General features: G+C 68.8%; 25 protein-coding genes. 15 read left to right on the top strand and 10 right to left on the bottom strand.

The annotated features are described in order from the left end of the window. The first annotated feature begins 27 nt into the window (after nt 1-27). The gene (locus OHA25_RS01215) at nt 28-279 is read left to right on the top strand and encodes a BlaI/MecI/CopY family transcriptional regulator (RefSeq protein WP_327585792.1); all 252 of its coding nucleotides are present in this window, start codon (nt 28-30) and stop codon (nt 277-279) included. On the opposite strand, the gene serC is transcribed toward OHA25_RS01215, so the two are convergent. Together serC and OHA25_RS01205 are read right to left on the bottom strand one after the other, a co-directional pair. Then, nucleotides 258-1,367, bottom strand: coding sequence for a phosphoserine transaminase (gene serC, locus OHA25_RS01210; protein ID WP_442942039.1), 1,110 nt, complete (start codon nt 1,365-1,367; stop codon nt 258-260). The two genes, OHA25_RS01215 and serC, sit on opposite strands and share 22 nt — an antisense overlap. A 100-nt stretch (nt 1,368-1,467) precedes the next feature. After that, a complete protein-coding gene (locus tag OHA25_RS01205) occupies nt 1,468-2,574 on the bottom strand; it encodes a citrate synthase 2 (RefSeq protein WP_327585791.1) in 1,107 nt (368 codons plus the stop codon). A gap of 291 nt (nt 2,575-2,865) precedes the next feature. Here OHA25_RS01205 and pdxH point away from each other — a divergent pair, with 291 nt between their 5' ends. Both pdxH and OHA25_RS01195 read left to right on the top strand, forming a co-directional pair. Next, nucleotides 2,866-3,519 (top strand): pyridoxamine 5'-phosphate oxidase, encoded by a 654-nt coding sequence (gene pdxH / locus OHA25_RS01200; protein ID WP_327585790.1) that lies wholly within the window; start codon nt 2,866-2,868, stop codon nt 3,517-3,519. 10 nt (nt 3,520-3,529) lie between these two features. Continuing rightward, entirely contained in the window at nt 3,530-4,798 is a 1,269-nt protein-coding gene (locus OHA25_RS01195; RefSeq protein WP_327585789.1) for an MFS transporter, read from the top strand. Between the two features lie 55 nt (nt 4,799-4,853). Here the strand turns inward: OHA25_RS01195 and OHA25_RS01190 are convergent, their stop codons facing one another. Then, nucleotides 4,854-5,471, bottom strand: a complete 618-nt coding sequence (locus OHA25_RS01190; RefSeq protein WP_305915063.1) for a UdgX family uracil-DNA binding protein — start codon at nt 5,469-5,471, stop codon at nt 4,854-4,856. A gap of 135 nt (nt 5,472-5,606) precedes the next feature. Here OHA25_RS01190 and OHA25_RS01185 point away from each other — a divergent pair, with 135 nt between their 5' ends. The 3 genes from OHA25_RS01185 (at nt 5,607) to OHA25_RS01175 (ending at nt 9,447) form a co-directional block, all read left to right on the top strand. After that, nucleotides 5,607-6,308 (top strand): metal-dependent transcriptional regulator, encoded by a 702-nt coding sequence (locus OHA25_RS01185; protein WP_305915064.1) that lies wholly within the window; start codon nt 5,607-5,609, stop codon nt 6,306-6,308. 123 nt (nt 6,309-6,431) lie between these two features. Further along, entirely contained in the window at nt 6,432-8,654 is a 2,223-nt protein-coding gene (locus OHA25_RS01180) for an ATP-binding SpoIIE family protein phosphatase (RefSeq protein ID WP_327585788.1), read from the top strand. A 16-nt stretch (nt 8,655-8,670) separates the two neighbouring features. Further along, nucleotides 8,671-9,447: an alpha/beta fold hydrolase gene (locus tag OHA25_RS01175; RefSeq protein WP_327585787.1), complete on the top strand. Its 777-nt coding sequence runs from the start codon at nt 8,671-8,673 to the stop codon at nt 9,445-9,447. On the opposite strand, the gene OHA25_RS01170 is transcribed toward OHA25_RS01175, so the two are convergent. Continuing rightward, the gene (locus OHA25_RS01170) at nt 9,442-9,798 is read right to left on the bottom strand and encodes a MarR family transcriptional regulator (protein ID WP_327585786.1); all 357 of its coding nucleotides are present in this window, start codon (nt 9,796-9,798) and stop codon (nt 9,442-9,444) included. The two genes, OHA25_RS01175 and OHA25_RS01170, sit on opposite strands and share 6 nt — an antisense overlap. A gap of 20 nt (nt 9,799-9,818) precedes the next feature. On the opposite strand from OHA25_RS01170, the gene OHA25_RS01165 reads away from it, so the two are divergent. Beyond that, the gene (locus tag OHA25_RS01165) at nt 9,819-10,259 is read left to right on the top strand and encodes a MarR family winged helix-turn-helix transcriptional regulator (protein WP_327585785.1); all 441 of its coding nucleotides are present in this window, start codon (nt 9,819-9,821) and stop codon (nt 10,257-10,259) included. Here the strand turns inward: OHA25_RS01165 and OHA25_RS01160 are convergent. Then, entirely contained in the window at nt 10,256-10,417 is a 162-nt protein-coding gene (locus OHA25_RS01160) for a hypothetical protein (protein ID WP_165977497.1), read from the bottom strand. The genes OHA25_RS01165 and OHA25_RS01160 overlap by 4 nt on opposite strands. 44 nt (nt 10,418-10,461) lie before the next feature. Next, nucleotides 10,462-11,607 (bottom strand): acyl-CoA dehydrogenase family protein, encoded by a 1,146-nt coding sequence (locus OHA25_RS01155; RefSeq protein WP_327585784.1) that lies wholly within the window; start codon nt 11,605-11,607, stop codon nt 10,462-10,464. Nucleotides 11,608-11,747: 140 nt separating this feature from the next. Here OHA25_RS01155 and OHA25_RS01150 point away from each other — a divergent pair, with 140 nt between their 5' ends. Together OHA25_RS01150 and OHA25_RS01145 are read left to right on the top strand one after the other, a co-directional pair. Next, nucleotides 11,748-13,172, top strand: a complete 1,425-nt coding sequence (locus OHA25_RS01150; RefSeq protein WP_327585783.1) for a hypothetical protein — start codon at nt 11,748-11,750, stop codon at nt 13,170-13,172. Then, a complete protein-coding gene (locus OHA25_RS01145; RefSeq protein WP_327585782.1) occupies nt 13,172-13,957 on the top strand; it encodes a class F sortase in 786 nt (261 codons plus the stop codon). The genes OHA25_RS01150 and OHA25_RS01145 overlap by 1 nt, the downstream gene beginning before the upstream one ends. Before the next feature lie 253 nt (nt 13,958-14,210). Here the strand turns inward: OHA25_RS01145 and OHA25_RS01140 are convergent, their stop codons facing one another. Then, nucleotides 14,211-14,507: a hypothetical protein gene (locus tag OHA25_RS01140; RefSeq protein ID WP_327585781.1), complete on the bottom strand. Its 297-nt coding sequence runs from the start codon at nt 14,505-14,507 to the stop codon at nt 14,211-14,213. Between OHA25_RS01140 and OHA25_RS01135 the strand changes: the two genes are divergently transcribed. The 4 genes from OHA25_RS01135 to OHA25_RS01120 all read left to right on the top strand — a co-directional run bounded on the left by OHA25_RS01135 (nt 14,494) and on the right by OHA25_RS01120 (nt 17,605). After that, the gene (locus OHA25_RS01135) at nt 14,494-14,937 is read left to right on the top strand and encodes a hypothetical protein (RefSeq protein ID WP_327585780.1); all 444 of its coding nucleotides are present in this window, start codon (nt 14,494-14,496) and stop codon (nt 14,935-14,937) included. The genes OHA25_RS01140 and OHA25_RS01135 overlap by 14 nt on opposite strands. A 5-nt stretch (nt 14,938-14,942) precedes the next feature. Next, on the top strand, nt 14,943-15,710 hold the full coding sequence (locus OHA25_RS01130; RefSeq protein WP_327585779.1) for a class F sortase: 768 nt from the start codon (nt 14,943-14,945) through the stop codon (nt 15,708-15,710). 14 nt (nt 15,711-15,724) lie between these two features. After that, nucleotides 15,725-16,387 carry a hypothetical protein gene (locus OHA25_RS01125; protein ID WP_327585778.1) on the top strand — a complete coding sequence of 221 codons (663 nt, stop codon included), beginning with the start codon at nt 15,725-15,727 and terminating at the stop codon, nt 16,385-16,387. Nucleotides 16,388-16,459: 72 nt separating this feature from the next. Beyond that, nucleotides 16,460-17,605, top strand: a complete 1,146-nt coding sequence (locus OHA25_RS01120) for an acetyl-CoA C-acetyltransferase (RefSeq protein ID WP_305915076.1) — start codon at nt 16,460-16,462, stop codon at nt 17,603-17,605. Nucleotides 17,606-17,679: 74 nt separating this feature from the next. On the opposite strand, the gene OHA25_RS01115 is transcribed toward OHA25_RS01120, so the two are convergent. The 3 genes from OHA25_RS01115 to OHA25_RS01105 all read right to left on the bottom strand — a co-directional run bounded on the left by OHA25_RS01115 (nt 17,680) and on the right by OHA25_RS01105 (nt 19,979). After that, nucleotides 17,680-17,820 carry a hypothetical protein gene (locus OHA25_RS01115; RefSeq protein ID WP_327585777.1) on the bottom strand — a complete coding sequence of 47 codons (141 nt, stop codon included), beginning with the start codon at nt 17,818-17,820 and terminating at the stop codon, nt 17,680-17,682. A 170-nt stretch (nt 17,821-17,990) separates the two neighbouring features. Beyond that, the gene (locus tag OHA25_RS01110; protein WP_327585776.1) at nt 17,991-19,439 is read right to left on the bottom strand and encodes a serine hydrolase domain-containing protein; all 1,449 of its coding nucleotides are present in this window, start codon (nt 19,437-19,439) and stop codon (nt 17,991-17,993) included. 69 nt (nt 19,440-19,508) lie between these two features. Beyond that, complete coding sequence (locus OHA25_RS01105; protein WP_327585775.1) at nt 19,509-19,979, bottom strand: Lrp/AsnC family transcriptional regulator; 471 nt, start codon at nt 19,977-19,979, stop codon at nt 19,509-19,511. A 93-nt stretch (nt 19,980-20,072) separates the two neighbouring features. On the opposite strand from OHA25_RS01105, the gene OHA25_RS01100 reads away from it, so the two are divergent. After that, entirely contained in the window at nt 20,073-21,287 is a 1,215-nt protein-coding gene (locus OHA25_RS01100) for an APC family permease (protein ID WP_327585774.1), read from the top strand. 147 nt (nt 21,288-21,434) lie between these two features. Then, nucleotides 21,435-23,306 carry an acyl-CoA dehydrogenase family protein gene (locus OHA25_RS01095; RefSeq protein ID WP_327585773.1) on the top strand — a complete coding sequence of 624 codons (1,872 nt, stop codon included), beginning with the start codon at nt 21,435-21,437 and terminating at the stop codon, nt 23,304-23,306. Nucleotides 23,307-23,327 lie beyond the last annotated feature (21 nt).

Raw genomic sequence — 23,327 nt, 5'->3', positions numbered from 1 at the left:
ACAGCTTGAGCCGGAAAGGTTAGTCCGTTGGCGAGCCAGACCGTGGCCGAGCGGCTGGTGAAGAAGGGCCTGCTCGTGCGCACGCCATATCGCAACGCCTTCAGGTATGCCGCGGCCAAGTCGAGGGATGAGCAGGTCAGCGACCTCATGCTGGAAGCGCTCGCGGCCAGCACCGACCGGCTGCCGGTGCTGGCGAGGTTCGCGCAGAGCGTCGCGGAGGAGGACGCGCTCGCCCTCATGGCAGAGCTACGTCGTCGTCAGAGACGCTCGACCACGTAGTCGACGCACACCGTCAGCGCCTCGACGTCGGCCGGGTCGATGGCCGGGAACATCGCGATGCGCAGCTGGTTGCGGCCCAGCTTGCGGTAGGGCTCGGTGTCGACGATGCCGTTGGCGCGCAGCACCTTGGCCACGGCCGCGGCGTCCACGTCGTCGGAGAAGTCGATCGTGCCGACCACCTGCGAGCGGAACTCGGGAGCGGCGAACGGCGTGGTGTAGGACGACTTCTCGGCCCACGTGTAGAGGCGCGAGGCGGAGTCCGCCGTGCGGGCGGTGGTCCAGGCCAGGCCGCCATTGTCGTTCATCCAGTCGAGCTGGTCGGCCAGCAGGAACAGCGTGGCCACGGCCGGGGTGTTGTAGGTCTGGTCCTTGCCGGAGTTGTCGATCGCGACCGGCAGGCTGAAGAACTCCGGCACGTAACGGCCGCTCGCGGCGATCTCCTCGACCCTGGCCAGGGCGCGCGGCGACATGATCGCGATCCACAGGCCGCCGTCGGAGGCGAAGCTCTTTTGCGGCGCGAAGTAGTAGACGTCGCTCTCGGTGATGTCGACGGGCAGGCCGCCGGCGCCGGAGGTGGCGTCCACGAGCACGAGCGAGTCGTCCGAGCCCACCCGCTTGATCGGCATGGCGACGCCGGTCGAGGTCTCGTTGTGGGTGAGCGCGTAGACGTCCACGCCCTCCTCGGTCACCGCGGTCGGGTGGGTGCCGACCTCGGACTTGATCACGCTCGGCTCGGCCAGCCACGGGGCCTTCTTGGTGACCGTGGCGAACTTCGAGGAGAACTCGCCGAACGACAGGTGCTGCGACTTCTCGCGGACGAGCCCGAAGGCGGCGATGTCCCAGAACGCCGTGGTGCCACCGTTGCCCAGCACGACCTGGTAGCCCTCAGGCAGCGAGAACAGGTCGGCGAGTCCGGAGCGTACGCGGCCGACCAGGTTTTTGACCGGCTTCTGGCGGTGGGAGGTGCCCATGAGACTCGCGCCGGAGGCGGCGAGCGCGGCCAGTTGCTCGGTGCGTACCTTCGAGGGCCCGCAGCCGAATCGGCCGTCGGCGGGCTTGATGTCAGCGGGAATCACGATGTCAGCCACGTGAACCAGCGTACTGACCGGCGTGGAGTGGCTCGCACGGGGTCCACGAAAAACGGCTACCGCGCGGATGCGAGCCGCGCGGTAGCCGCTGTGACGTGGATCAGAACGCGCCGGTCACCTCGTCGGCACCGGGCACTTCGCTGAGCGGGCGCGAGGTGGGACCGACGTAGTTCGCGCTGGGGCGGACCAGCCTGCCCGTGCGCTTCTGCTCGAGGATGTGCGCGGCCCAGCCGGCCGTGCGGGCGCAGGTGAACATCGAGGTGAACATGTGGGACGGAACCTCGGCGAAGTCCAGCACCACGGCTGCCCAGTACTCGACGTTGGTGGCGAGCACCCGGTCGGGCTTGCGCGCGTGCAGCTCCTCCAGCGCGGCCTGCTCCAGCGCCGCCGCGACCTCGTAACGCGGGGCGTCGAGCTCCTTGGCGGTACGGCGCAGCACGCGGGCGCGCGGGTCCTCGGCGCGGTAGACGCGGTGACCGAAGCCCATGAGCCTGTTGCCCTTGTCGAGCTCGCCCTGGACGTACTTCTTGGCGTCGCCCAGCTGCTCGACGCCCTCGATCATGTGCAGCACACGGGCCGGGGCGCCGCCGTGCAGCGGTCCGGACATGGCGCCGACGGCACCGGAGAGCGCGGCGGCCACGTCGGCGCCGGTGGAGGCGATGACGCGGGCGGTGAACGTCGAGGCGTTCATGCCGTGCTCGGCAGCGGAGGTCCAGTAAGCGTCGATGGCCTTGACGTGCTTGGGATCGGGCTCACCGCGCCAGCGGATCATGAACCGCTCGACGATGGTCTTCGCCTCGTCGACCCGGCTCTGCGGCACCATCGGCAGGCCGAGCCCGCGGGCGGACTGCGCCACGAACGACAGTGCCATGACGGAAGCCCGCGCCAACTGGTCGCGGGCCTCTTCGTCACTGATGTCGAGCAGCGGCTTGAAGCCATAGGCCGGAGCCAGCATGGCCAGCGCGCTCTGTACGTCTACGCGGATGTCACCGGAGTGGACAGGGATGGGGTACGGCTCCGCCGGGGGCAGGCCCGGCTGGAACGTGTTGTCGACCAGCAGGCCCCAGACGGCCCCGAACGGGACACGGCCGACCAGCTCTTCGATGTCGACGCCCCGGTATCGAAGGGCGCCCCCTTCTTTGTCCGGTTCCGCGATCTCGGTCTCGAAAGCTACGACGCCTTCGAGTCCGGGTTTGAAGTCGGACATGCTCGGCCGCCTCCCTTTCTTGCCATGTTTCGGCAACGCAAAGCCTTGATGTCGAGATACCGGCGGGTCAATTTAACCCCCTCCCAGGTCATGCTCGGTCTCGGGACCCGCCGTAAGGCCAAACCCGCTGGTCGGAGCGGTCTCGGAAGCCGGCAAGAGATCGCCATGACACAGTGGTGTCAGAGTCGGCGTGAGATCACCATGACACAAGCGGTCTCAGAGTCGGCATGAGATCGCCGTGGGAAGCGGGTGCGTGGGATCGTGCCCGCGGGCACGCAAGAATACGGTCTCGTGGATGCCACCCCGCGCCCGCCCGTGCTGGCGGGGCTTCGCCGTACGTACGAGGGCGAGCCGCTGCTCGAATCAGACCTCGCGTCCGACCCCATCGCGCAATTCACCGTCTGGTTCCAGGACGCGGTCGACGCCGGCCTGCCGGAACCCAATGCCATGATCCTGGCCACCGCCTCCGCCGGAGGTCGCCCCGGCGCCAGGACGGTCCTGCTGAAGGGCTACGACGAACGCGGATTCGTCTTCTACACCAACTACGAGTCGCGCAAGGGCCGCGACCTGGCCGAGAACCCGCGGGCCTCGTTGTTGTTCCCCTGGCACCCCATCCGCCGCCAGGTCCGCATCGAGGGCACCGTCGCCAAGATCTCCCACGAGGAGTCGGCGGCATATTTCAACTCCCGCCCGTACGGCTCGCGCATCGGCGCGTGGGCCTCACGCCAGTCGGCGGTCGTGCGCTCCAGGGAGGAACTGGACGCCCGCTACCGCGAGCTGGCCGACCGCTGGCCGGACGACCCGCCGGTGCCCGACTTCTGGGGCGGCTACCGCGTGGCCCCGAACGAGGTGGAATTCTGGCAGGGGCAGCTCGACAGGATGCACGACCGCCTTCGCTACCGGCGGACCCGACCCGGCTGGGCCTTGGAGAGACTCGCGCCTTAGTGTGCGTTGAGTGGCATTCGGGGAGCTGGTCAAACGTCATCTGGTGGACACCCGGCCGCTGGGCGTACCCGCGTACCGGCGGATCTGGCTGGGCCAAGCGGTCGCGCACATGGGGGTCGGGGTCACCGTCGTGGCGGTCGGCCAGCAGGTCTACGAGCTGACGCACTCCTCGCTCTGGGTCGGGCTGCTCAGCATGGCCAACCTGGTGCCGCTGGTGGTGTTCGGCCTGTGGGGCGGGGCGGTCGCCGACGCCATGGACCGGCGCAAGGTGCTGATCATCGGCTCGTTCGTGGCCTGGGCGGCGACCCTGTTCATCCTGGCGCAGGCGCTGCTCGGGCTGGCGAACGTCTACCTGATCTTCGCGGCGGTCGCGCTGAACGCCACGGGCTTCGCCGTCACCGGCCCGACCAGGGGCGCGATCATCCCGAGGATCCTGGAGCCCGAGCTGGTGCCCGCCGCCAACGCGCTCAACTCGCTGGTTTACAGCATGGGCGCGGTGGTCGGACCGATGGTCGGGGGCGTGCTGCTGGCCACCGGCGGGTTCGCGGCGGCGTACGCGGTGGACGCCCTGCTCTTCACGGGCAGCCTCTACGCGGCCCTCAGACTGCCCTCACTGCCTCCGAAGGGCGAAGTGAGCCGTCCAGGTGCGCGGGCGGTGCTGGAGGGGCTCAGCTTCATCGTCAGGAGCCGTGTGCTGCTGATGTCGTTCGTGGTGGACATCATCGCGATGGTGTTCGCGCTGCCGCGGGCGTTGTTCCCCGAGCTGGCCGACAAGTCGTTCGGCGGGTCGGAGATCGCGCTCGGCCTGCTGAACTCGGCCATGGCCGGTGGCTCGGTCGTCGGCGCGTTGTTCTCCGGGTGGGTGGGGCGGGTCAGCCGGCAGGGGGTGGCGCTGGTCGTCGTCATCGCCGTCTGGGGGCTTGCCGTGGCCGCGGCGGGCCTGGTGTCCGAGCTGTGGCTGGTGGTGGCGTTCATGGCCGTCGGCGGCGCGGCGGACGTGGTTTCGTCGGTGTGGCGGCAGTCGATCCTGCAGCTGTACGCGCCCGACGAGATGCGGGGGCGGATGCAGGGCGCGTTCATGGTCGTCGTGGCGGGCGGGCCGCGCCTGGGCGACCTGCGAGCCGGGGCGACGGCGACGGTGTTCGGGCTCACCGGCGCGTGGGTGGGCGGCGGCCTGGCGTGCGCGGCCGTGGTGCTGGTCGTGGGCCTGTCGGTGGCCACCTTCAGGAACTACCGGGCGGGCACGGTCGCCAAGAGTCCGGTGGCCGCCCCGGAATAGTCAGGCGATCCGGCCGCCGCGTGATGCTCAGGCCACCCGGGCCGCCGCTTGATGGTCAGGCAGCCCGAGCCGCCGCTTGGAGGTCGGACAGGAAGCCCGCGTACGCGGCGTCCCTGTCCGGCGCGCGCAACACGGCCGACGGGTGGATGGTGGCCACCGCGAGCGCGTTGCCGAGCGGCACCGGCTCCCCCCTGTGCTGCGTCACCCGGAACGTCCGCCCCAGCAGCGCCTGCGCGGCCGTCGCACCCAGCACCACGATCACCGACGGATCCACCACGGCCAGCTCCGCGTCGAGCCACGGATGACAGGCCGTGACTTCGGCGGCCGTCGGCTTCTGGTGAATGCGCCTTTTCCCGCGCGGCACGAAGGAAAAGTGCTTGACCGCGTTGGTGACGTAAACGTCGTCACGCGGAATACCGGCCTCCGCCAGACCTTTGTCCAGAATGCGACCCGCCGGGCCCACGAACGGATGCCCCTGACGGTCCTCCTGGTCCCCCGGCTGCTCGCCCACCAGCATGAACCTCGCCTGACTCGGCCCCTCGCCGAACACCGTCTGCGTGGCGTTCCTGTACAGGCCACACCCCTCGCAACAGGCCGCGGCGAGCCGCAGCGACTCGAGGTCCAGCTTGTCGGGAAGGAACTGGGCCGCGCTGGTGTTGCCGTCCTTATCCATCGTCGGTCGTTCTCCCAATAGGGTTCCTGTGAGGCCTGTGCCCGAGGCGAACGGGCTCAGTCCTGGGTCGGGTGGTCAGCGTCCAGGGGGACCCAAACGCCACGACCGGCGTAACATTCAGTTGGGAGGACTGTCTTGACCGCACACGGCCTGATCGATACGACGGAGATGTATCTCCGCACGATTTACGAGCTCGAGGAGGAGGGCATCGTCCCCCTTCGCGCGCGCATCGCCGAGCGCCTGCAACAGAGCGGGCCCACGGTGAGCCAAACGGTCGCGCGCATGGAGCGTGACGGCCTCGTCCGGGTCGAGGGTGACCGGCATCTGTCGATGACCGATCTCGGCCGCCAGCTCGCCACACGGGTGATGCGCAAGCATCGGCTCGCCGAGTGCCTGCTGACCCAGGTGATCGGACTTCCCTGGGAAGAGGTGCACATCGAGGCGTGCCGCTGGGAGCACGTCATGTCGGAGTCCGTGGAGGCGCGGCTGGTGACGTTGCTCGACAACCCCACGGTGTGCCCGCACGGCAACCCGATCCCCGGGCTCGCCGAGCTGGGCGCCAAGGAGGCCGAGGCCGGCGGCAACCAGCTGATGTCCATGAGCGACGTGGCAGGACCGAGAGATATACCCGTCGTCGTCCGCCGAATTAGCGAACAAGTGCAAAGTGATCCCGCTGTGATGCTTAAACTCAAGCAAGTTGGGATACAACCCGGACGCGAGGTCACGCTCGCGGCGAGCGACGACGGTGTGCGGGTGACAGGTGACGGTGACGCGAACGACACTCCCGCGGAGCTTCCGCGCGATGTTGCCGCGCACGTTTTTGTCTCCAAGCGCTGACGCGCGCGCGGCTGCTTGGTTGAATCCCTCTTGGGAGGCCCTCCACTCTCCCCTGGCCAAGACTGTTGCAGGAGCGCTCGTGGTTCGCTTTGCATGCTCGCCACCCCGAGGAGTGGTCTCCGGATGAAGCGTTGGGGGGATCTGTCACAAGATGCGGCTGATCACCTTGCTGCCGGATCCGTTCTAGACCACGCGGAAATGGCGGTGGTCGTCACCGACCGTTTCAGCAACCTCCTCTATTGGAACCCGTTCGCCGAGAAGCTGTTCGGCCGTCCGGACAGCGCCCCTTCGAGGGGAACGTCCGTCCTGTCCCTCGGGATCATGGAGAAGGACCACCCCCTGGCGATCGAGCTGGCCAAGCACGTGCTCAAGGGCGGCGTGTGGGAGGGCACGTTCGACGTCAAGCGCGGCGACGGCACGATCGTCTACGTCCGCGCCCAGGCTGTGCCGTTGCGCCACCCGTCGGGCTCGGTGACGGGCATCGTCATCATGGCCCGCGAGGCGCTCCGGAGCAACGAGCGGGAGAAGGACCGTTTCGGGCTGCTCGAGCGCATCGGCGAGCGGCTGGCCGGCTCGCTCTATGTCGAGGAGACGCTCAAGCGCGTCGCCGAGATGCTCGTCCCGCAGTTCGCCGACCACTGCTTCATCGAGCTGATGGAGGGTGACCGGCTCGTCCGCCGGGTCTCACAACACGTGCAGGGGTGGACGCCCCCGTCGGGAACATGGAAGCCGGTGGGCGCGGAGATCCGCTACCCCTCCGGCCACTACGCGGACACGGCGCTGCGCCGTCAGGAGACCATCCTCGTCGAGGACTTCTCCTCCAGCAGCTACCCGGCGCCCCATGAGGACAGCGCGCGGCTGTGCGGTGAGATCGGCATGACCTCGGCCATCGTCGCCCCCTTGCTGGTGCGCGGTGAGACTCTCGGCTTGATGTACCTCAGCCTGTCCAACCTCACCGACCGCCGCAGCCCCCACTACGACGCCTTCGACCGCGACTTCGTGGGCGCCATCGCCACCAGGGTCGCGCTCGCGATCGACAACGCGTTGTTGTTCGAGGAGGAGCGGCACACGGCGGAGTCGTTCCAGAAATACCTGCTGCCCCGGGCGCTGCCGCAGCTCGACGGCCTGGAGATCGCGGTGCGCTACTACCCGGCCGCGCCGCTCGCCTCCCACGGGCAGGGCATCCAGACGCAGGTCGGTGGCGACTGGTATGACGTGATCCCGCTGTCCGCCGGCCGCGTCGGCATCGTGATCGGCGACGTCGAGGGCCGGGGCGCCAAAGCGGCGGCCATCATGGGACAGCTCCGGGCCGCGCTGCGGGCCTTCGCCCAGGACGACAAGTCGCCCGCCGACATCCTGGCCAGGCTCGACGAGTGGACCCGCATCATCGCCACCCCCGAGCAGGACGACAACGGCGCCGACGTCAGCATCCCGCCCATCGTGACCTGCCAATACCTCGTCTACGACGCCTGGTCCAGGCAGCTGTCCTTCGCCAACGCGGGCCACGCCCCGCCGCTGCTGCTGGTCGACGGCCAGTGCGTCGAGCTGGACATCGAGGAGGTCGGCCAGCCGCTCGGCGTACGCGCCAAGGGCATGCACGCCGACCTGGTCTACAAGGAGGAGACCCGCACGCTGCCGCCCGGCGCGGCGCTGCTCCTCTACACCGACGGCCTGGTTGACCGCCGTCCCGGCCGCGACGGCAGGATGCCGAGCGAGGAGGAGACGCTCGGCGTGCTCTGCGACAAGCTCGCCAAGATGGCCGACGTCGACGTCGAGCGCATCGCCGACGTCGCCACGGTCGCGGTGCCCGGCGAGATCGACGACGACATGGCGATCCTGGTCGTGCGCTCCAGCGACGTGGATCTCGACGTCGAGGAGCGCACATTCCCCGCCCAGCCGATCATGGTCGGCGAGGCGCGCCGGATGGCCTCGGAGGCGTTCGCCGGCTGGAACGTACCCGAGGAGCGGGCCGAGCTGGCCTGCCTGCTGGTCTCCGAGGTTGTGACGAACGTGGTCCTGCACGCCGCCAGCGCCAGCGTGCCGCGCAGGGAGCTGGTCGTGGAGGGGCCGCCGCTGCCGTTCGAGGAATCCTGGGACATGCCGGGCTTCGAGGACGAAGTGGTCGGCGAGAAGGAGTTCACGCTGCGGCTGCGCAGGGGCGAGGAGTCGGTCTGGGTCGAGGTCTTCGACCAGGACCTGCGCCTGCCGCGGATCCGCAGCGCGGGGGAGAACGACGAGGGCGGGCGCGGCCTCTACCTCGTCGACCAGCTGGCCAGACGCTGGGGCTCGCGACCGACCAGGGAAGGCAAAGCGGTCTGGTTCGAGATTCCCACGCGCGGCAGGTGAATGATTCACTGGCCGTATGGAGCTGGCCTTCGAACGGCGGGGCAGCGGTCCGCCGCTGATCCTCCTCCACGGCATCGGCCACCACTGGCAGGCCTGGTCGCCGGTGTTGGATCGCCTGGCCGCCTCCAGGACCGTGATCGCGATCGACCTGCCCGGGTTCGGGGCGTCGCCGGGGCTGCCTGACGGCATCCCGTACACCGCCGAGTCGCTGGCCGATGCGGTCGAGTCGTTCTGCGCGCTGCTCGGCGTGCGCGAGCCGCACGTGGCGGGCAACTCGCTCGGCGGTTACATCGCGCTGGAGCTGGCCTCGCGCGGCGTCGTACGCACGGCGACCGCGTTGTCGCCGGCCGGCTTCTGGTCCCGTGCCGAGCTGCTCTACTGCCAGACCGTGCTGCGTGCGCTGCGGGCCACCGCCCGTGCGATGCCGCCCGAGCAGGCCGTCAGGACGGCCGAGAGCCCCTTCCTGCGCGCCCTGTCCACGGGTGTGCTGGTCGCGCACCCGTCCCGGATGGAGCCGGGCGCGCTGATCGCGGCCACGCGGGCGCTGGCCGCCTCGACCGGCTTCGAGGAGACGCTGGAGTCGTTCGCCGGGGTGATGCCGCCCGCGCCGCCCAAGACACCGATCACGATCGCGTGGGGCGAGCACGACCGCCTGCTGCCGCGCCGCCAGGCGGTGCGTGCGGCGCGGTGGTCAGGGCAGCGGGTCAAGCTGCTGAAGGGCTGCGGGCACGTGCCGATGAGCGACGACCCGGGCCTCGTGGCCCGCGTCCTCCTGGAGGCCTCGGGCTCATGAGCCCGTGAGGTTGGCGGCCATCCGGCGGAGCACGTCCACGGTCGCCTGATATTCCTCGGGGCTCACGCCCGCACTCACCCGCTGCCTGAACAGGACCACCCGCTCGGCGATCTCCGCGTGCGCGGCCCTGCCCGCCGCGGTGATCCGGCGGTCCGCGAGCCATCCCCGGGCAGTGAGCTGCTCCACGGCCTCCTCCACCCCGGCGAACGGCGCCAGCTCGTCCGGCCGGGCGTCATGCGCGGCGGTGTTGAGCACCTGCCACTCTCGCCGGGACACCCGCAGCGCGTCGTCCATGGCGCTTTCCAGCACCGTGTCCAGATTCTTCACCCAATAGCCGATATGCTTCTCCATGCATGTACAATAGCAACTATATGGATGAAGACAAGGAAATTGCCGGGCTCCGCGAGCTCCGCGCGATCGAGCAGTCGATGGTCGCCATCAGGCGCAGGCAGAGCAGGCGGGTGCTGGCGAAAGCACAGGGCGCTGGGCCCGAATACGACGTGCTCGACGTGATCGAGGCCGCGCGCGAGCCTGTCACCGTGACCGCGGTCGCGCAGGCGTTGAGCGTGGATCAGCCGCGGGCGAGCCGGTTGGTGGCCGCGGCCGTGGAGGCGGGCCTGGTCAGGCGCGAGGCCGATCAGGCGGACGGCCGCAGGTCGTGCCTGGTGCTCACGGACGAGGGGAGCGCCGCGCTCGAACAGGCGCATCGCGCCAGGCAAGCGGCGTTCGCGACGGCGATGGAGGGTTGGTCGGCGGCCGAGCGTGCCGAGTTCGCCCGGCTGCTCACCCGCTTCGTCGAAGCGATCGCCTAGACCTTCGTCTGGCCCCAGACGAGCAGCATGGCGATGATGAACACGATCATCACGCCGGCATAGCCCACGGGACCCAGGCGGAACGCCCGGCGCACACGATTGAGCCCCCAGGCGACGAGCAACGCCAGGAAGACCAGGAGGATCAGGCCGCCGTCCATGCTGTCCAGTATGCGGCGTCGGACGGCGGCCCGCGCGTCAGGTGCTAAAACCCGAATGACCGGCCGATGATCTCCTTCATGATCTCGGTCGTGCCGCCGTAAATGGTTTGGACACGGCTGTCCAGCCACGCCTTCGCGACCGGGTATTCGGTCATATATCCGTATCCGCCGTGGAGCTGGACGCAGCGGTCGATGACCTTGTTCTGCAGCTCGGTCGTCCACCACTTGGCCTTGGCCGCGTCCACCGCCGTGAGCTGCTTGGCGTTGAGCGCCAGGATGCACTTGTCGACGTAGTGGCGGGCGATCTCGGTCTCGGTGACCAGCTCGGCCAGGACGAACCGGGTGTTCTGGAACGAGCCGATGCTGCGGGCGAAGGCCTGGCGGGTCTTGCAGTATTCGATGGTCTGCTCCAGCACGGCCTCCGCCGCGGCCACCGCCGCCACCGCGATCGACAGGCGTTCCTGGGGCAGGTTGTTCATGAGCTGGAAGAACCCCTCGCCGTCGTTCGGGCCGAGGCGGTTGGCGACGGACACGCGGACGTTCTCGAAGAACAACTCGGCGGTGTCCTGCGCCTTCATGCCGACCTTCTCGAGGTTGCGCCCCCGGCTGAACCCCTCCATGCCGCGCTCCACGACGATCAGCGTCGTCCCCCTGGCGCCCGCCTCCGGATCGGTCTTGGCCACCACGACCACGAGGTCGGCGTTGATGCCGTTGGTGATGAACGTCTTCTGCCCGTTGACGACGTAGTGGTCGCCTTCGCGGACGGCGGTTGTCCTGATGCCCTGCAGGTCGCTGCCCGCGCCCGGCTCGCTCATCGCGATCGCGGTGATCAGCTCGCCGCTGGCGAAGCCGGGCAGCCACCGCTGCTTCTGCTCGTCATTGGTCAGATCGACCACGTACGGGGCCATGACGTCGTTGTGCAACGAGAAGCCGAGTCCGGTCGCGCCGTGCCGCATGATCTCCTCGACGATCACCGCGTTGTACCGGAAATCCGTGACGCCGGCGCCGCCGTACTCCTCGGGGACCGAGAACCCGAACATGCCCAGCTCTCCGGCCTTCTTCCACACCTCGCGCGGGACAATGCCGTCCTTCTCCCACTGCGCGTGGTGCGGCACCACTTCGCGGGCCATGAACTCGCGCACCGTGTCTCTGAACAGCAGGTGTTCCTCGTCGAAGAGGTCTCTTTCCATCCTCGCCTCCCGAACAGGATTCTGGTGCTGGACACGGCTTCATCACAAGTGCTGGAAGAGGCTTCATTTGGCATGTGTTGCGGGTGTTTTCGCCCCTAAGATCTACCCTCGGTCTATAACGTGGGTGATCGGAGTCTTCCGTGAGTCGGTGGCGCAAGGCGTGGATCGCCGCATCGGTGGGTTCCCTGGCGGCGTTAGGCGTAGTGGTGTTGCCCAACCTGCCCGCATCGGCGGCGCCGGCCGATCTTGAGGTCAAGTACATCTGTACGGAGACCGGTACGAGCAGCATCGTTCGGAACCCTCCGGTGAAGCTGACGACGTACCTCACCTTCGAGACGGATCTTGTGGTCGGCGGGCCACTCAACTACTCCTGGAAGCTGGAGTACACCGGCGACGGCAGCCGGTTCCAGTCGCCCGGCTACTTCGGTCCTGGCGGACAGGTGCATGCGATCGGCAACCTCGAGCTCAAGAGCAACTGGACGGGCATCCTCCAGCCCAGGGGAAGCGCCGCTCCGGAGAAAGCGCTGCGCCCCGACTCTCCCTTGGGCCTGCCTCCGATGCTGAACGACCCTGGCCTGATCAACAAGCCGGGCACCATCAAGATCACGCCGCGGGACATCGACCTCGACTTCACCCCGCCGGACAACAGCGTGGTGATCAACGACGGTGACGATTCCGACAACCCGAGCGACATGCAGATCGTCTACAGCGGCGCGTGGGCGTCGGTGGACGACCGTCCTGCCTCCGAACACCACGTGCACAATGACCTGCACGAGACCACCCAACTGGGCGCCTCCGCCGAGTTGACCTTCATCGGCACGAGCGTGAAGTACATCGGTCCGACGGACAAGGACGCCGGCCCGGTCGACATCTACATCGACGGCCACAAGCAGGCCACGGTGGACCCCTCGCGCGATGACAACGACAAGCCGGTCAACCACGACCTCGACGGCGGCAAGCCGTTGTGGACGTCACCCGAGCTGACCTACGGAGAGCACACGATCGAGATTCGGAACGCCTCCACCAAGCCCGCGTGGCTGGACGCGTTCGAGGTCTCGACCGCCACGGCTCAGAACCCGACCGGTTTCCACAGCGCGAAGTGCACGCCCGCCAGCCCTCCCGGGTCGATCGTGGTGACCGTCGGGGGCAGTCCGAGCAGCACGCCGCCGACCAGCCCGACCTCGACGCCGCCGACCAGCCCCTCCACCAGCCAGACCCCGACCAACGGCACGTCGCCCTCGGTCTCCCCGACGACGGGCTCGCCGAACCCCACGTCGCATGACATCCATCCCCCGATCGTGGCCGTCGTCCCCGGGGGGTTGAGCAGCGCGACGCCGACCACCAGCACCACGACGTCCGTGTCCCCGACGGCGACGAAGTATGTGAGACCGCAGGTGGCCAAGACGCCCAAGGGCGGAGTGGAGACCGGTGAGGCGCCCGATCCGCCCGCGGACACGGGAGCGTACGGACTGATCGCGAGTGGATCCGCGATGATCATGGGCAGTGCGGCCGGAGGCCTGCTGTTGTGGCGCCGCCGCGCCGTGCACGCCGGAGGTGTGAAGTAATGACCGAGCAGCAGCAGAAGTCGCCGCTCAACAAAGCGGTGCCCGGGCTGCTCATCGCCGGCTCGCTGGCCGGTGTGGGCGCCGTCATGGTGGGTCTGCTCTCGCTGGCGCCCGCGGTGGACGACGGCTCTGGACCGGGCGTCGCGGCCATGGACGAGCCGTCCACCGTGCAGATCGAGAACGCGGGCGCGTTCGTGCTGCCGCCGACCGTCGGCCCCGGCGGGCCGTCCGGCCTCACTCCGGCCCGCCTCGACGCTCCGCCGCCGCTCGCCGCCGTGCCGACCGTGGCTCCGATCCCGGTGCCCAAGACCAAGGTCGCCAAGGCCAAGGCCAAGCCGGCTCGCATCAAGATCCCCAAGATCAAGGTGAACGCGCCGGTGGGACCGGTCACGGTGGACATCAAGGGCAACCTCGGCACCCCGCCGCTGACCAAGCAGAACCAGACCGGCTGGTACCGCTTCTCGCCGGTCCCCGGCGAGTCCGGGCCCTCGATCATCAATGGTCACGTCAGCACCCGCAAGGGTCCTGCTGTTTTCGCCCGGCTGTCGGAGTTGGCCAAGGGTGACCACATCTACGTGTACCGGTCGGACGGCAAGGTCACGCGGTTCACGGTGAGCGGGATCGAGCAGGTGAGCAAGTCGACGTTCCCGACCAAGCGCGTGTACGGCAACACCGGCGGGGCCCAGCTCAGGCTCGTCACCTGTGGCGGTGTCTTCAACAAGGGGGCGCACAGCTACCAGGACAACATCATCGTGTACGCGACGTTGTCCAAGAAGAAGGGGTGACCGAGGTAGTTGTGGCCGATTTGGCGGTTTACCGGAAGTTGACAGGGACAGTTCGTAAGATCTCAACCTAACCGTGACAAACGGCTGGGATTCTGGCACGACTGTTGATACTGCGCTGAATGGAGATGGAAGTGCAGACGTCCAAGGCGAGGCGCCGCCTCGCCCTCAAGACATCCGCTATGGCCGTCCTAGGCGCAGGGATCTTCGGTGGGCTACCCGTGGTGGCTGCTATTGCGGCCCCGGTCCCCGTGGTCTACTCCTGCACGGGTTCAGGTGGGGCCGCGGCGGCGACCGTGACCTTCTCCATGGAGGTGAAGACTCCGGCCGCGCAGCCGAGCCCCAGCTCCACAGCGACCCTCACGTGGGAAATCATCCAGCCGTCGACCGGTGCCTTGACGGCGGCGGCCTCGATCAGTCCGAGCAGCACCGTGGCGGCGTCGGGAACCGTCAGCCCCAGCGGGTCACCGGTGCCTTCGACGCAGGTTGTGGCGACCGGTGCCGTCGCACCCGCGACGGGGATCAGCCAGGGCGCTCCCGTGCCGATCCCCACGATGACCATGGTGGTCACGCCGACCGCGAGCGGGACGGTGGTTTTCAAGGGCGGCGGCTTCGCGCTTCAGGTCGGTGGTGGCAGCTACAACTGTCAGCCGACAGCCTCCGGCTCCGGCCCTGCCGCCACCCTGGTAGTGGGGACCGGCAGCACCGCCACCGGCACGAATACCCCGACCACCTCGAACACCCCGACCCCGACCCCGACCACGAGCACCCCCAAGCCCACCAAGACCAGCACCGCGACGGTGACCGTCACCCCGCCCGAGAAGACTGAAAAGTCCAAGACCCCCAAGGAAGGGGCGGACACCGGGGCCGGCGGCGAGATGGGGCCTGATGGGCGGATGTTCATCCTGACCGGCACCGCGCTGATCGCGGCCGCGACGGTGGGTGGGCTGTTCATGCGTCGCCGTAACGCCACCCGGGGCTGACCGCAGTGTCCGGCTACTACCCGTACGGTGGCGGCGGGGCGGCACCGCCGCCTCCACCCGAGCACAAGGGCGGCACGGCGCTCAGGACCGTGCTGATCGTGGCCGCCATCGCCGGCGTCGCGACCGTGGTGGCCGGGCTGCTGATCGTGCTGCGTTCCCCGGACGAGTACGGCCTCGCGTCGAACAACAGGGACAGCCTGGCGCTGCCGTCGCAGCCGAACCAGAGCGGCAAGCCGGAGCAGGCGCTGTTCCAGGCGGCGCCCGACGTGCCGCCGCCGCTGCCGCAGATCAACCCGGCGCCGCCGATGATGCCGTCCACCCCCGTCCGGATCGTGGTCAAGCGTCTGGGGATCAACGCGCCGATCAGGTCCGTCGGCCTGGCCAAGGACGGCACGATCCAGGTGCCGCCGCCGGACAACCCCAACCTGGTGGGCTGGTATCGGAACATGTCCACCCCGGGCGAGGCCGGTCCCGCCGTGCTGCTCGGGCACAAGGACACCAGGACGCGCAGTGCGGTGTTCAGCGCCTTGTTCCAGATCAAGAACGGTGACATCATCGAGGTCAAGCGCCAGGACAGGACCACGGCGGTCTTCACCGTCGGCGGCGTGGAGCAGGCGAACAAGAAGACGTTCCCGACCCAGCGGGTCTACGGTCCGCAGGACAACGCCCAGCTCCATCTGATCACCTGCGGCGGGACCTACGATCGGCGTACCGGGCACTACACCGACAACATCATCGTCTACGCGACGATGACAAGCTCCTATCGAAGCTGAGCGCGGAGGCGGGCATGGGCTGGATGGCGAAGCGGAGACTGCGTACTGGTCCCACGGCGGCGCTGCCGGCCAAACCTGATCCGGCCGAGCTGCTGCGCATCGTCCAGCTCGCCGACCCAGGGGCCAGGAAAGACGGCGACGACATCGTGGCCACCGACGTCCGAGTGAGCGCTGCCGTGGAGGCGGACGCCGACCTGGCGGGCGGTGAGCTGGAGAAGGTCTGGGCGGTGCGGGTGGCTGCCGAAGGGCCTTTGCCGCTGGACTTCTTCGACCGCTACCTGGCCGAGGGCATCGCGTTCAGGCTCAAGGGGCTCGCGGTCTGCCGGGGTGAGGTGAGCGACCCGTCCGATGAGGAGAACACGGGGCCCGCGGTCATCCTCCCGGTCCGTCCGACCGCCGAGGAGCTGGCGCCGCTGCTGGAGCCGCAGGAGGACGACGAGTTCACGTTCACCGCCGGCGACATCAAGGCCGTCCTGGTCCCGCAGAAGGGCCAGCCTCCGGCCGTGCAGGAGCTGCTGCCCTTTGCCACCGAGCTGACCGCGATCGAGCTGCGTGGCGACGAGCAGGCCAAGCTGGGGACGCTGGCGCTGGAGCTGTCCGAGGCGCTGAACGGGCTGGTCGTGGACCGGTGGCGGTTCCGGGTGGACACGGCGGAGGACCTGCTGCCGCCGGCGTGAGCAGCGGCCGAACGTCATTCTGTTGTACCCTGCCTCTAGTAACCGAATAATGCTCGGTTCTCAGGAGGCACCGTGGCAGAGGCGTACATCGTCGGGGCGGTCCGCACCCCGGTCGGCAAGAAGAAGGGCGGCCTTTCCACCGTCCACCCCACTGACCTGGCCGCTCACACGCTGAAGGCATTGATCGACCGCACCGGCGTCGACCCGGTGGCGGTCGAGGACGTCATCTTGGGGTGCGTCATGCAGTTCGGCCCCCAGAGCATGGACATCGCCCGCAACGCCTGGCTGTCGGCAGGGCTGCCGGAGACCACCGCAGGCGTCACGATCGACCGGCAGTGCGGGTCCTCGCAGCAGTCGATCCACTTCGCCGCCCAGGGCGTCATGTCCGGCACCCAGGATCTGGTCGTGGCCGGCGGCGTCGAGTCGATGAGCATCGTTCCCATGGGCTCCTCGATCACGGCCGCCCTGGAGAAGGGCATGCCGTTTCCGTTCGGCGAGAAATGGGTCGAGCGATATGGCAAGCAGGAGATCTCGCAGTTCCGCGGCGCGGAGCTGATGTGCGAGAAGTGGGGCTACACGCGGGAGATGCTGGAGCAGTACGCGCTCGAGTCCCACCAGCGGGCCGCCAAGGCGATCGCGAACGGCCACTTCAAGGACCAGATCGAGCCCGTCAATGGCGTCGAGGACGACGAGGGCCCGCGTGCGGACACGACGCTGGAGAAGATGGCCTCGCTGAAGACGCTGAAGGAGGGCGGCCAGATCACCGCCGCCACCTCCTCGCAGATCTCCGACGGCTCGGGCGCGCTTCTGATCGCCTCCGAGCAGGCCGTCAAGGATCACGGGCTGACGCCGCGCGCCCGCATCCACCAGCTCGCGCTCATGGGTGACGACCCCGTCTACATGCTGACCGCGCCGATCCCCGCCACGCGGCGGGCCCTGCAGAAGGCCGGCCTGTCGATCGACGACATCGACGTCGTGGAGATCAACGAGGCGTTCGCGCCGGTGCCGCTGGCCTGGACGCACGAGCTCGGCGCCGACCCCGCCAAGGTCAACCCCAACGGCGGCGCCATCGCACTCGGCCACCCGCTCGGGGGCACGGGCGCGATCCTCATGACCAAGCTTCTGCACGAACTGGAGCGCACGGGCGGCCGTTACGGGCTGCAGACGATGTGCGAGGGCGGCGGCCAGGCCAACGTCACGATCATCGAAAGGCTGTAACGGGTTGCGAGCGCCGCCTCCGGGCGTAACGAGGGAGGCGGCGCTCGCCCTAACTACCCATCCTGGTAGTGGTCTCAGCGGCCCTTGGACGGGATGCGCCGGGGCGGCGCGATCGGACGCTGCGGCATCCGGGGCATCTGCCGGGGCGCGGGCGGCATCTCCCGGCCGGGGAAGGCCGGGGTCTTCTTGCCCTTCTTGGCTGCGCGAACTCGCATAAGAGGCTCCTTTACGTAATTCATGACGCGGCTCACTCGCGAACGAAGGCCGGTCGACATGCTCAGCTGCCGCGTCTGGATGGACGGACGGGACGGACTGAAGCTGCGAATTACAGGTAAAGGCGCATGCCCATGAAGGTACGGGGCATCCGGAACCCGCCGCAACCAAATTAATTCTGGCCGCGAATCGGTGCTCGAAGCGGGCCGGCAGCTGACGACGACCGACCAGGTCCGCCCCAGCGCAGTACACAAATCCTGACAGCGGCTACAAGCACGCCTGCGAGCGCCGTCACGAGCAAGGTGATCGACATCGGCGCGGGGAAGTACGTGAGCTGCGCCCAGGTGACCGTGCGCCCGTTCATCAGGAAGGACAGAAGGTCCGGATACGCAGCCAGCATCGCCGCGGGCAGGAGAGCGGGCACCAGGCGCAGATGGGTCCGCCACTGCGGCCTGCCCGTCCGCCGGGCGGCCCAGCGCCGGGCCCGCACCACGCCCACGGCCCCGAGACCGATCGCGGCCAGCGCGATGACGGCCAGGATCAGCTCGAACAGCTGCCGGTCGCCCCCGGGCGGCTCCGGCGTGCGGCCTTCGCTCATGGCCGCGAGCCCGAGCATGATGGTGTAGGCGTCGTCCTGCAGTGCGGCGCTGTTGGTCATGACGGCGATGCCATAGCCGGTCCTGGGAGAGATGGCCTCCACAGCGGTGTAGGTGAACAGGTTCCCGGAATGCGTGAGTAGCTCAGTCTCGTCGTCCACGCCCCAGCCCATGCCGTAGTCCCGGAGGGCGCTGGGCGTGTGCATGGTCTCCAGGCTGCGCCGCTTGACCAGCGGGCTGCCGTCGCCCGTCTGGGCTATCAACCATTTGCCCATGTCGGCGGCCGTGGTGATGACACCTCCCGAGCCGCTGTCGCTGAGGAAGGCGGGAAGCTCAGGGCGGGGGAGCCAGGCGCCGAAGATCGAGTTGTGGCCGTCGGCGGGCTTGACGACCTGGTCGCTGACGGCGCTGGATTTCATGCCCAGCGGGCCGAAGACCCCCTCGCGCAAATAGTCGCCGAAGCCCTGGCCGCTGGCGGCCTCGACCAGCCGGGCAGCGAGGTTGTAGTTGACGTTGCAGTACTCCCAACGTGTGCCGGGGTCGGCACGTAGCCCGTCGTCGGCCAGGCGAGCGGTGTAATCGGCGAGAGAGGCGGAGCTGTCCAGCTCCCGGATGTCGACCGTGGTGTCCGACAGGCCGGAGGTCTGGTTCAGCAGGTGCCGCACGGTGATCCGGGCCGCGCGCGGATCGGTCATCCTGAAGCCCGGGAGCTGGGCGGCCACCGGCTCGTCCAGCTTGATCTTGCCGCGCTCCACGAGCGTCATGACCGCCATCGCGGTGAACGACTTGCTCACCGAGGCCACGCGCATCGGTGTGTTCGCGGTGACCGCGCGGCCCTGTGAGTCGTGGCCGTAGCCGGCCGCGTGGACGACCTTGCCGCCGTGCGTGACGACCACGGACACGCCCGGCAGACCGGTGGCCTCCAGCGCGTCACGCACGTAGGTGTCGATGGCGGCCGGGGTCATCGCGGGCGTCGGGGCGGCGACGGCCGTGGCCGCGTACAGGGCGATCAGGAGGGATTTCACCCGAGAAACCTAGAAGGGGGCGGCCTCTCTCCGGATCCACCGATCGTCCAGGATGGCCCCTGACGAAAGTCAGGTCTCGCCGGGTGGCGGCAGGCGGGTCGGGACGGCCTTCTGGACCTGCTGGAACACCACGGAGGTGCGGAAGCCGACGATCTCCTTGCGTTTGCTCAGCTTGTCCAGCAGGAAGGCGTGCAGATGGTCCAGGTCCTGGACGGCCACGTGCAGGAGGAAGTCGTCGCCGCCTGCGAGCACGAACACGCTGAGCACCTCGGGCATCTCGGCGGCCGACGACTTGAACGCGTTGATCACCGCCCGGCTGAGCGGCCGCACCTGGACCGAGACCATGGCCTGCACGCCGCGATTGAGCGCGGCCGGGTCGATGTCGGCGTGGTAGCCGCGGATGACGCCGCGCCGGGTGAGCGACCTGACTCGCTCCAGGCAGGTCGACGGCGCGATGCCGAGTTGTCGCGCCAGCTCCCTGTTGGACTGCCGAGCATCCGTTTGGAGCAACCGCACAATGGCCGAATCAAGTTCATCCATGGAGGGATATTCGCATCTCCGTCCGGTCGTACGTTCGGTAGATAGCGGTATATCTCGCTCAGATGAGTAATTTCATGGATTATGACACAACGGATGACCACCGGACAAGGCATGGCGCTGCTGGTCGGGGCGGTGCTGGGGCCGGGGATGCTGGTGCTGCCGCATCTGGCGGCCGCCGCCGCGGGGCCCGCCTCCGTGCTGGCCTGGGCCGGGTTGCTGGTGCTGAGCGTCCCGGTCGCGCTGACCTTCGCCGCGCTCGGCGCGCGGTACCCGGACGGTGGCGGCGTGGCGAGCTTCGTCGGGCTCGCGTTCGGCCGGCGCGCCTCTGCCGTGGCCGGCTGGTGGTTCTTCGGCGCCGTCCCCATCGGCACCGTCGCGGGCGCGCTAGTCGGCGGCCAGTACGTCGAGGCGTGCTTCGGCGAGGACGGCACCCTGGCCGCCTGGCTCATCATGATCGCCGCCTTCGCGGCCAACGCGGCGGGCCTGCGGACCTCGGGGCGGCTGCAGATCGTGTTCGTCGTGCTCCTGGTCGCGTTGCTGACCGCCGCCGTGGTGAGCGCCGCGCCGCACGCTGACCCGGCCACCTTCACCCCCTTCGCCCCGTACGGCTTCGCGGGCGTGGCCGGGGCGGCCGGCGTGCTCATGTTCGCCTTCGTCGGCTGGGAGGCGGCCAGCCACCTGTCGGCCGAGTTCGCCGATCGGACGAACGGCCTGATCAGGGCCACGGTGGTGACGCTTGCCGTGATCGCCGTCCTCTACCTGGGGGTGTCGGTCTCCTCTGTCGCCGTCCTGGGCGCGGACATGACCGAGGTGCCGCTGACCGCGATGCTGGAGCTGGGCATCGGTGCCGCGGCGCGGCCCGTGACCGGGGTGGTGGCCGTGCTGCTGACGTTCGGGGCGGTCAACACCTACATCGCCGGGGCCGCGCGGCTCGGGGCGGCCCTGGCAAGGGAGGGAGCGCTGCCCGGGTGGTTCGCCAAGGGCGGGGAGCCGGGACGCACGCCGTACCGGAGTCTGGGGTTGCTGGCCGTGCTGTGCCTGCCCGTGCTGATGTGGGCGGTGGATCTGGACCTGCTGATGCGCGCCACCTCGGCGTGCTTGGCCGCCGTCACGGCGGCGGGCGTGGTGGCTGCGGTGCGCATGTTGCCCGCGGGCCGGCACCGGAACACGGCGGTCGTGGGGGCAATGATGTCGCTCGCGGCGCTCGCGTTCTGCGGCGTCTACCTCGTGCTTCCCGCCGTGCTTGCGGTTGTGGCGGCCGTTGTCCTTTCGATCGGCGCTCGCCGTGCGTATAAAGAGGGTAGATAAAGGCGTCATCGGGCGGGCACTGCCGCGGGGTGGCACGGCACACCTTGACACCGGCCCGCCTGAAGGCGAAGCGGCTTTCCTGCACCACTACGCGGGAGTCCGTTTCCTCTCCGGCTTGAGGGCCGGAGTATCCACGGAGGAATTCCGATGACCGAGCACGCCAAGTACGCGGAGTCCAGGGCAGTCGGCGAGCAGGCCCGCGAGAAGGAGTGGGCCCTGCCGAGTTTCGCCAAGCAGTTGTTCCTCGGCGACTTCCGGCTGGATCTGGTGTATCCGGCGCCCAAGCTGCCCGACGAGGCGACCAAACGCGGCGAGGAGTTCGTCCGCGCGGTGCGCCGCTATCTCGACGCGCACGTCGATCCTGCGCTCATCGAGCGGACCGGGCAGGTGCCCGACGAGGTCGTGAAAGGGCTGGCCGGGCTCGGTGCGTTCGGGATCACGATCGGCGAGGAGTACGGCGGGCTCGGCCTGCCGTACCTGTACTACTGCCGGGCCCTCATGCTGGTGGGCTCGTACTCCCCGGCACTGGCGACGTTGTTGTCGGCGCACCAGTCGATCGGGGTGCCGCAGCCGCTGAAGTTGTTCGGCACGGAGGAACAGAAGCGAGAATTCCTGCCAAGGTGCGCGGCGGGCGAAATTTCGGCTTTCCTGCTGACGGAGCCGGACGTCGGCTCCGACCCGGCACGCCTGTCCACGACCGCCGTCCGCGACGGCGACGACTACGTGCTCGACGGCGTGAAGTTGTGGACGACCAACGGCGTCGTCGCCGACCTCCTCGTGGTCATGGCCAGGACCGGCAAGAAGATCAGTGCGTTCGTGGTCGAGGCCGACTCGCCGGGCATCACTGTCAAACGGCGCAACGGTTTCATGGGGCTGCGCGGGATCGAGAACGGTGTCACAGAGTTCGCCCAGGTGAGAGTGCCCGCCAAGAACCTGATCGGGCGTGAGGGCGAGGGGCTGCGGATCGCGCTCACCACGCTGAACACCGGCCGCCTGTCGCTGCCCGCCACGTGTGCGGGGAACGCCAAGTGGGCGCTGAAGATCGCCCGCGAGTGGGGCAACGCGCGCGTGCAATGGGGACACAAGATCGGCACGCACGAGGCCGTGGCCACGAAGATCGCCTTCATCGCGGCCACCGCGTACGCGCTGGAAGCCGTCATGGAGCTCACCAGCCGCCTGGCCGACGACAAGCGCAACGACATCAGGATCGAGGCCGCGCTGAGCAAGCTCTACTCGACGGAGATGTCATACCAGGCCCTCGACGAACTGGTCCAGATTAGAGGCGGGCGCGGCTACGAGACCGCTGAGTCGCTGGCCGCCCGCGGCGAGCGCGGCGTGCCCGCCGAGCAGATGCTCCGTGACTCGCGTATCAACCGCATCTTCGAGGGCTCCTCCGAGATCATGCGGCTGATGATCACCAGGGAGGCGGTGGACGCGCACCTGTCGGCGGCCGGGGAGCTGATCAACCCCGAGGCGTCCCGCCAGGAACGCACGCAGGCGCTCAAGCGGGCCAGCCGCTTCTATGCCAAGTGGCTGCCCACGCTGGTCGCCGGCACCGGCAACCTGCCCACCGCGTACGCCGACTTCGGCCCGCTGGCCGCGCACCTGCGTTTCGTGGAGCGGACCAGTAGGAAACTGGCCCGGTCCACCTTCTACGGCATGTCCCGCTGGCAAGGCAGGCTGGAGCACAAGCAGTCCTTCCTCGGCAGGATCGTGGACATCGGGGCCGAGTTGTTCGCCATGACCGCCGCCTGCGTCAAGGCCGAGGAGGACACCAAGGATCTGGGGCGCAGGCCGTACGAGCTGGCCGACACCTTCTGCCACCAGGCGCGACGCCGCGTGGATGCGTTGTTCGACCGGCTCTGGGACAACAGCGACGCCCACGACGCGCGGCTGGCCGGATACGTGCTGGAAGGCCGCTACGGCTTCGTCGAGGAAGGCATCCTCGACCCGTCCATCGAGGGGCCGTGGATCGGCGCGCCGGAGGGCGGGGAGAACGTCCGGAGGAAGATCCTCTGACGTCCGGTCTAGACCGGTTGT

Origin of the sequence: Nonomuraea sp. NBC_00507 (assembly GCF_036013525.1) — a bacterium.
Taxonomy (GTDB): Bacteria; Actinomycetota; Actinomycetes; order Streptosporangiales; family Streptosporangiaceae; genus Nonomuraea.
The sequence above is the reverse complement of the archived record's forward strand: the minus strand, read 5'-3'. Positions and strand labels throughout refer to the sequence as shown.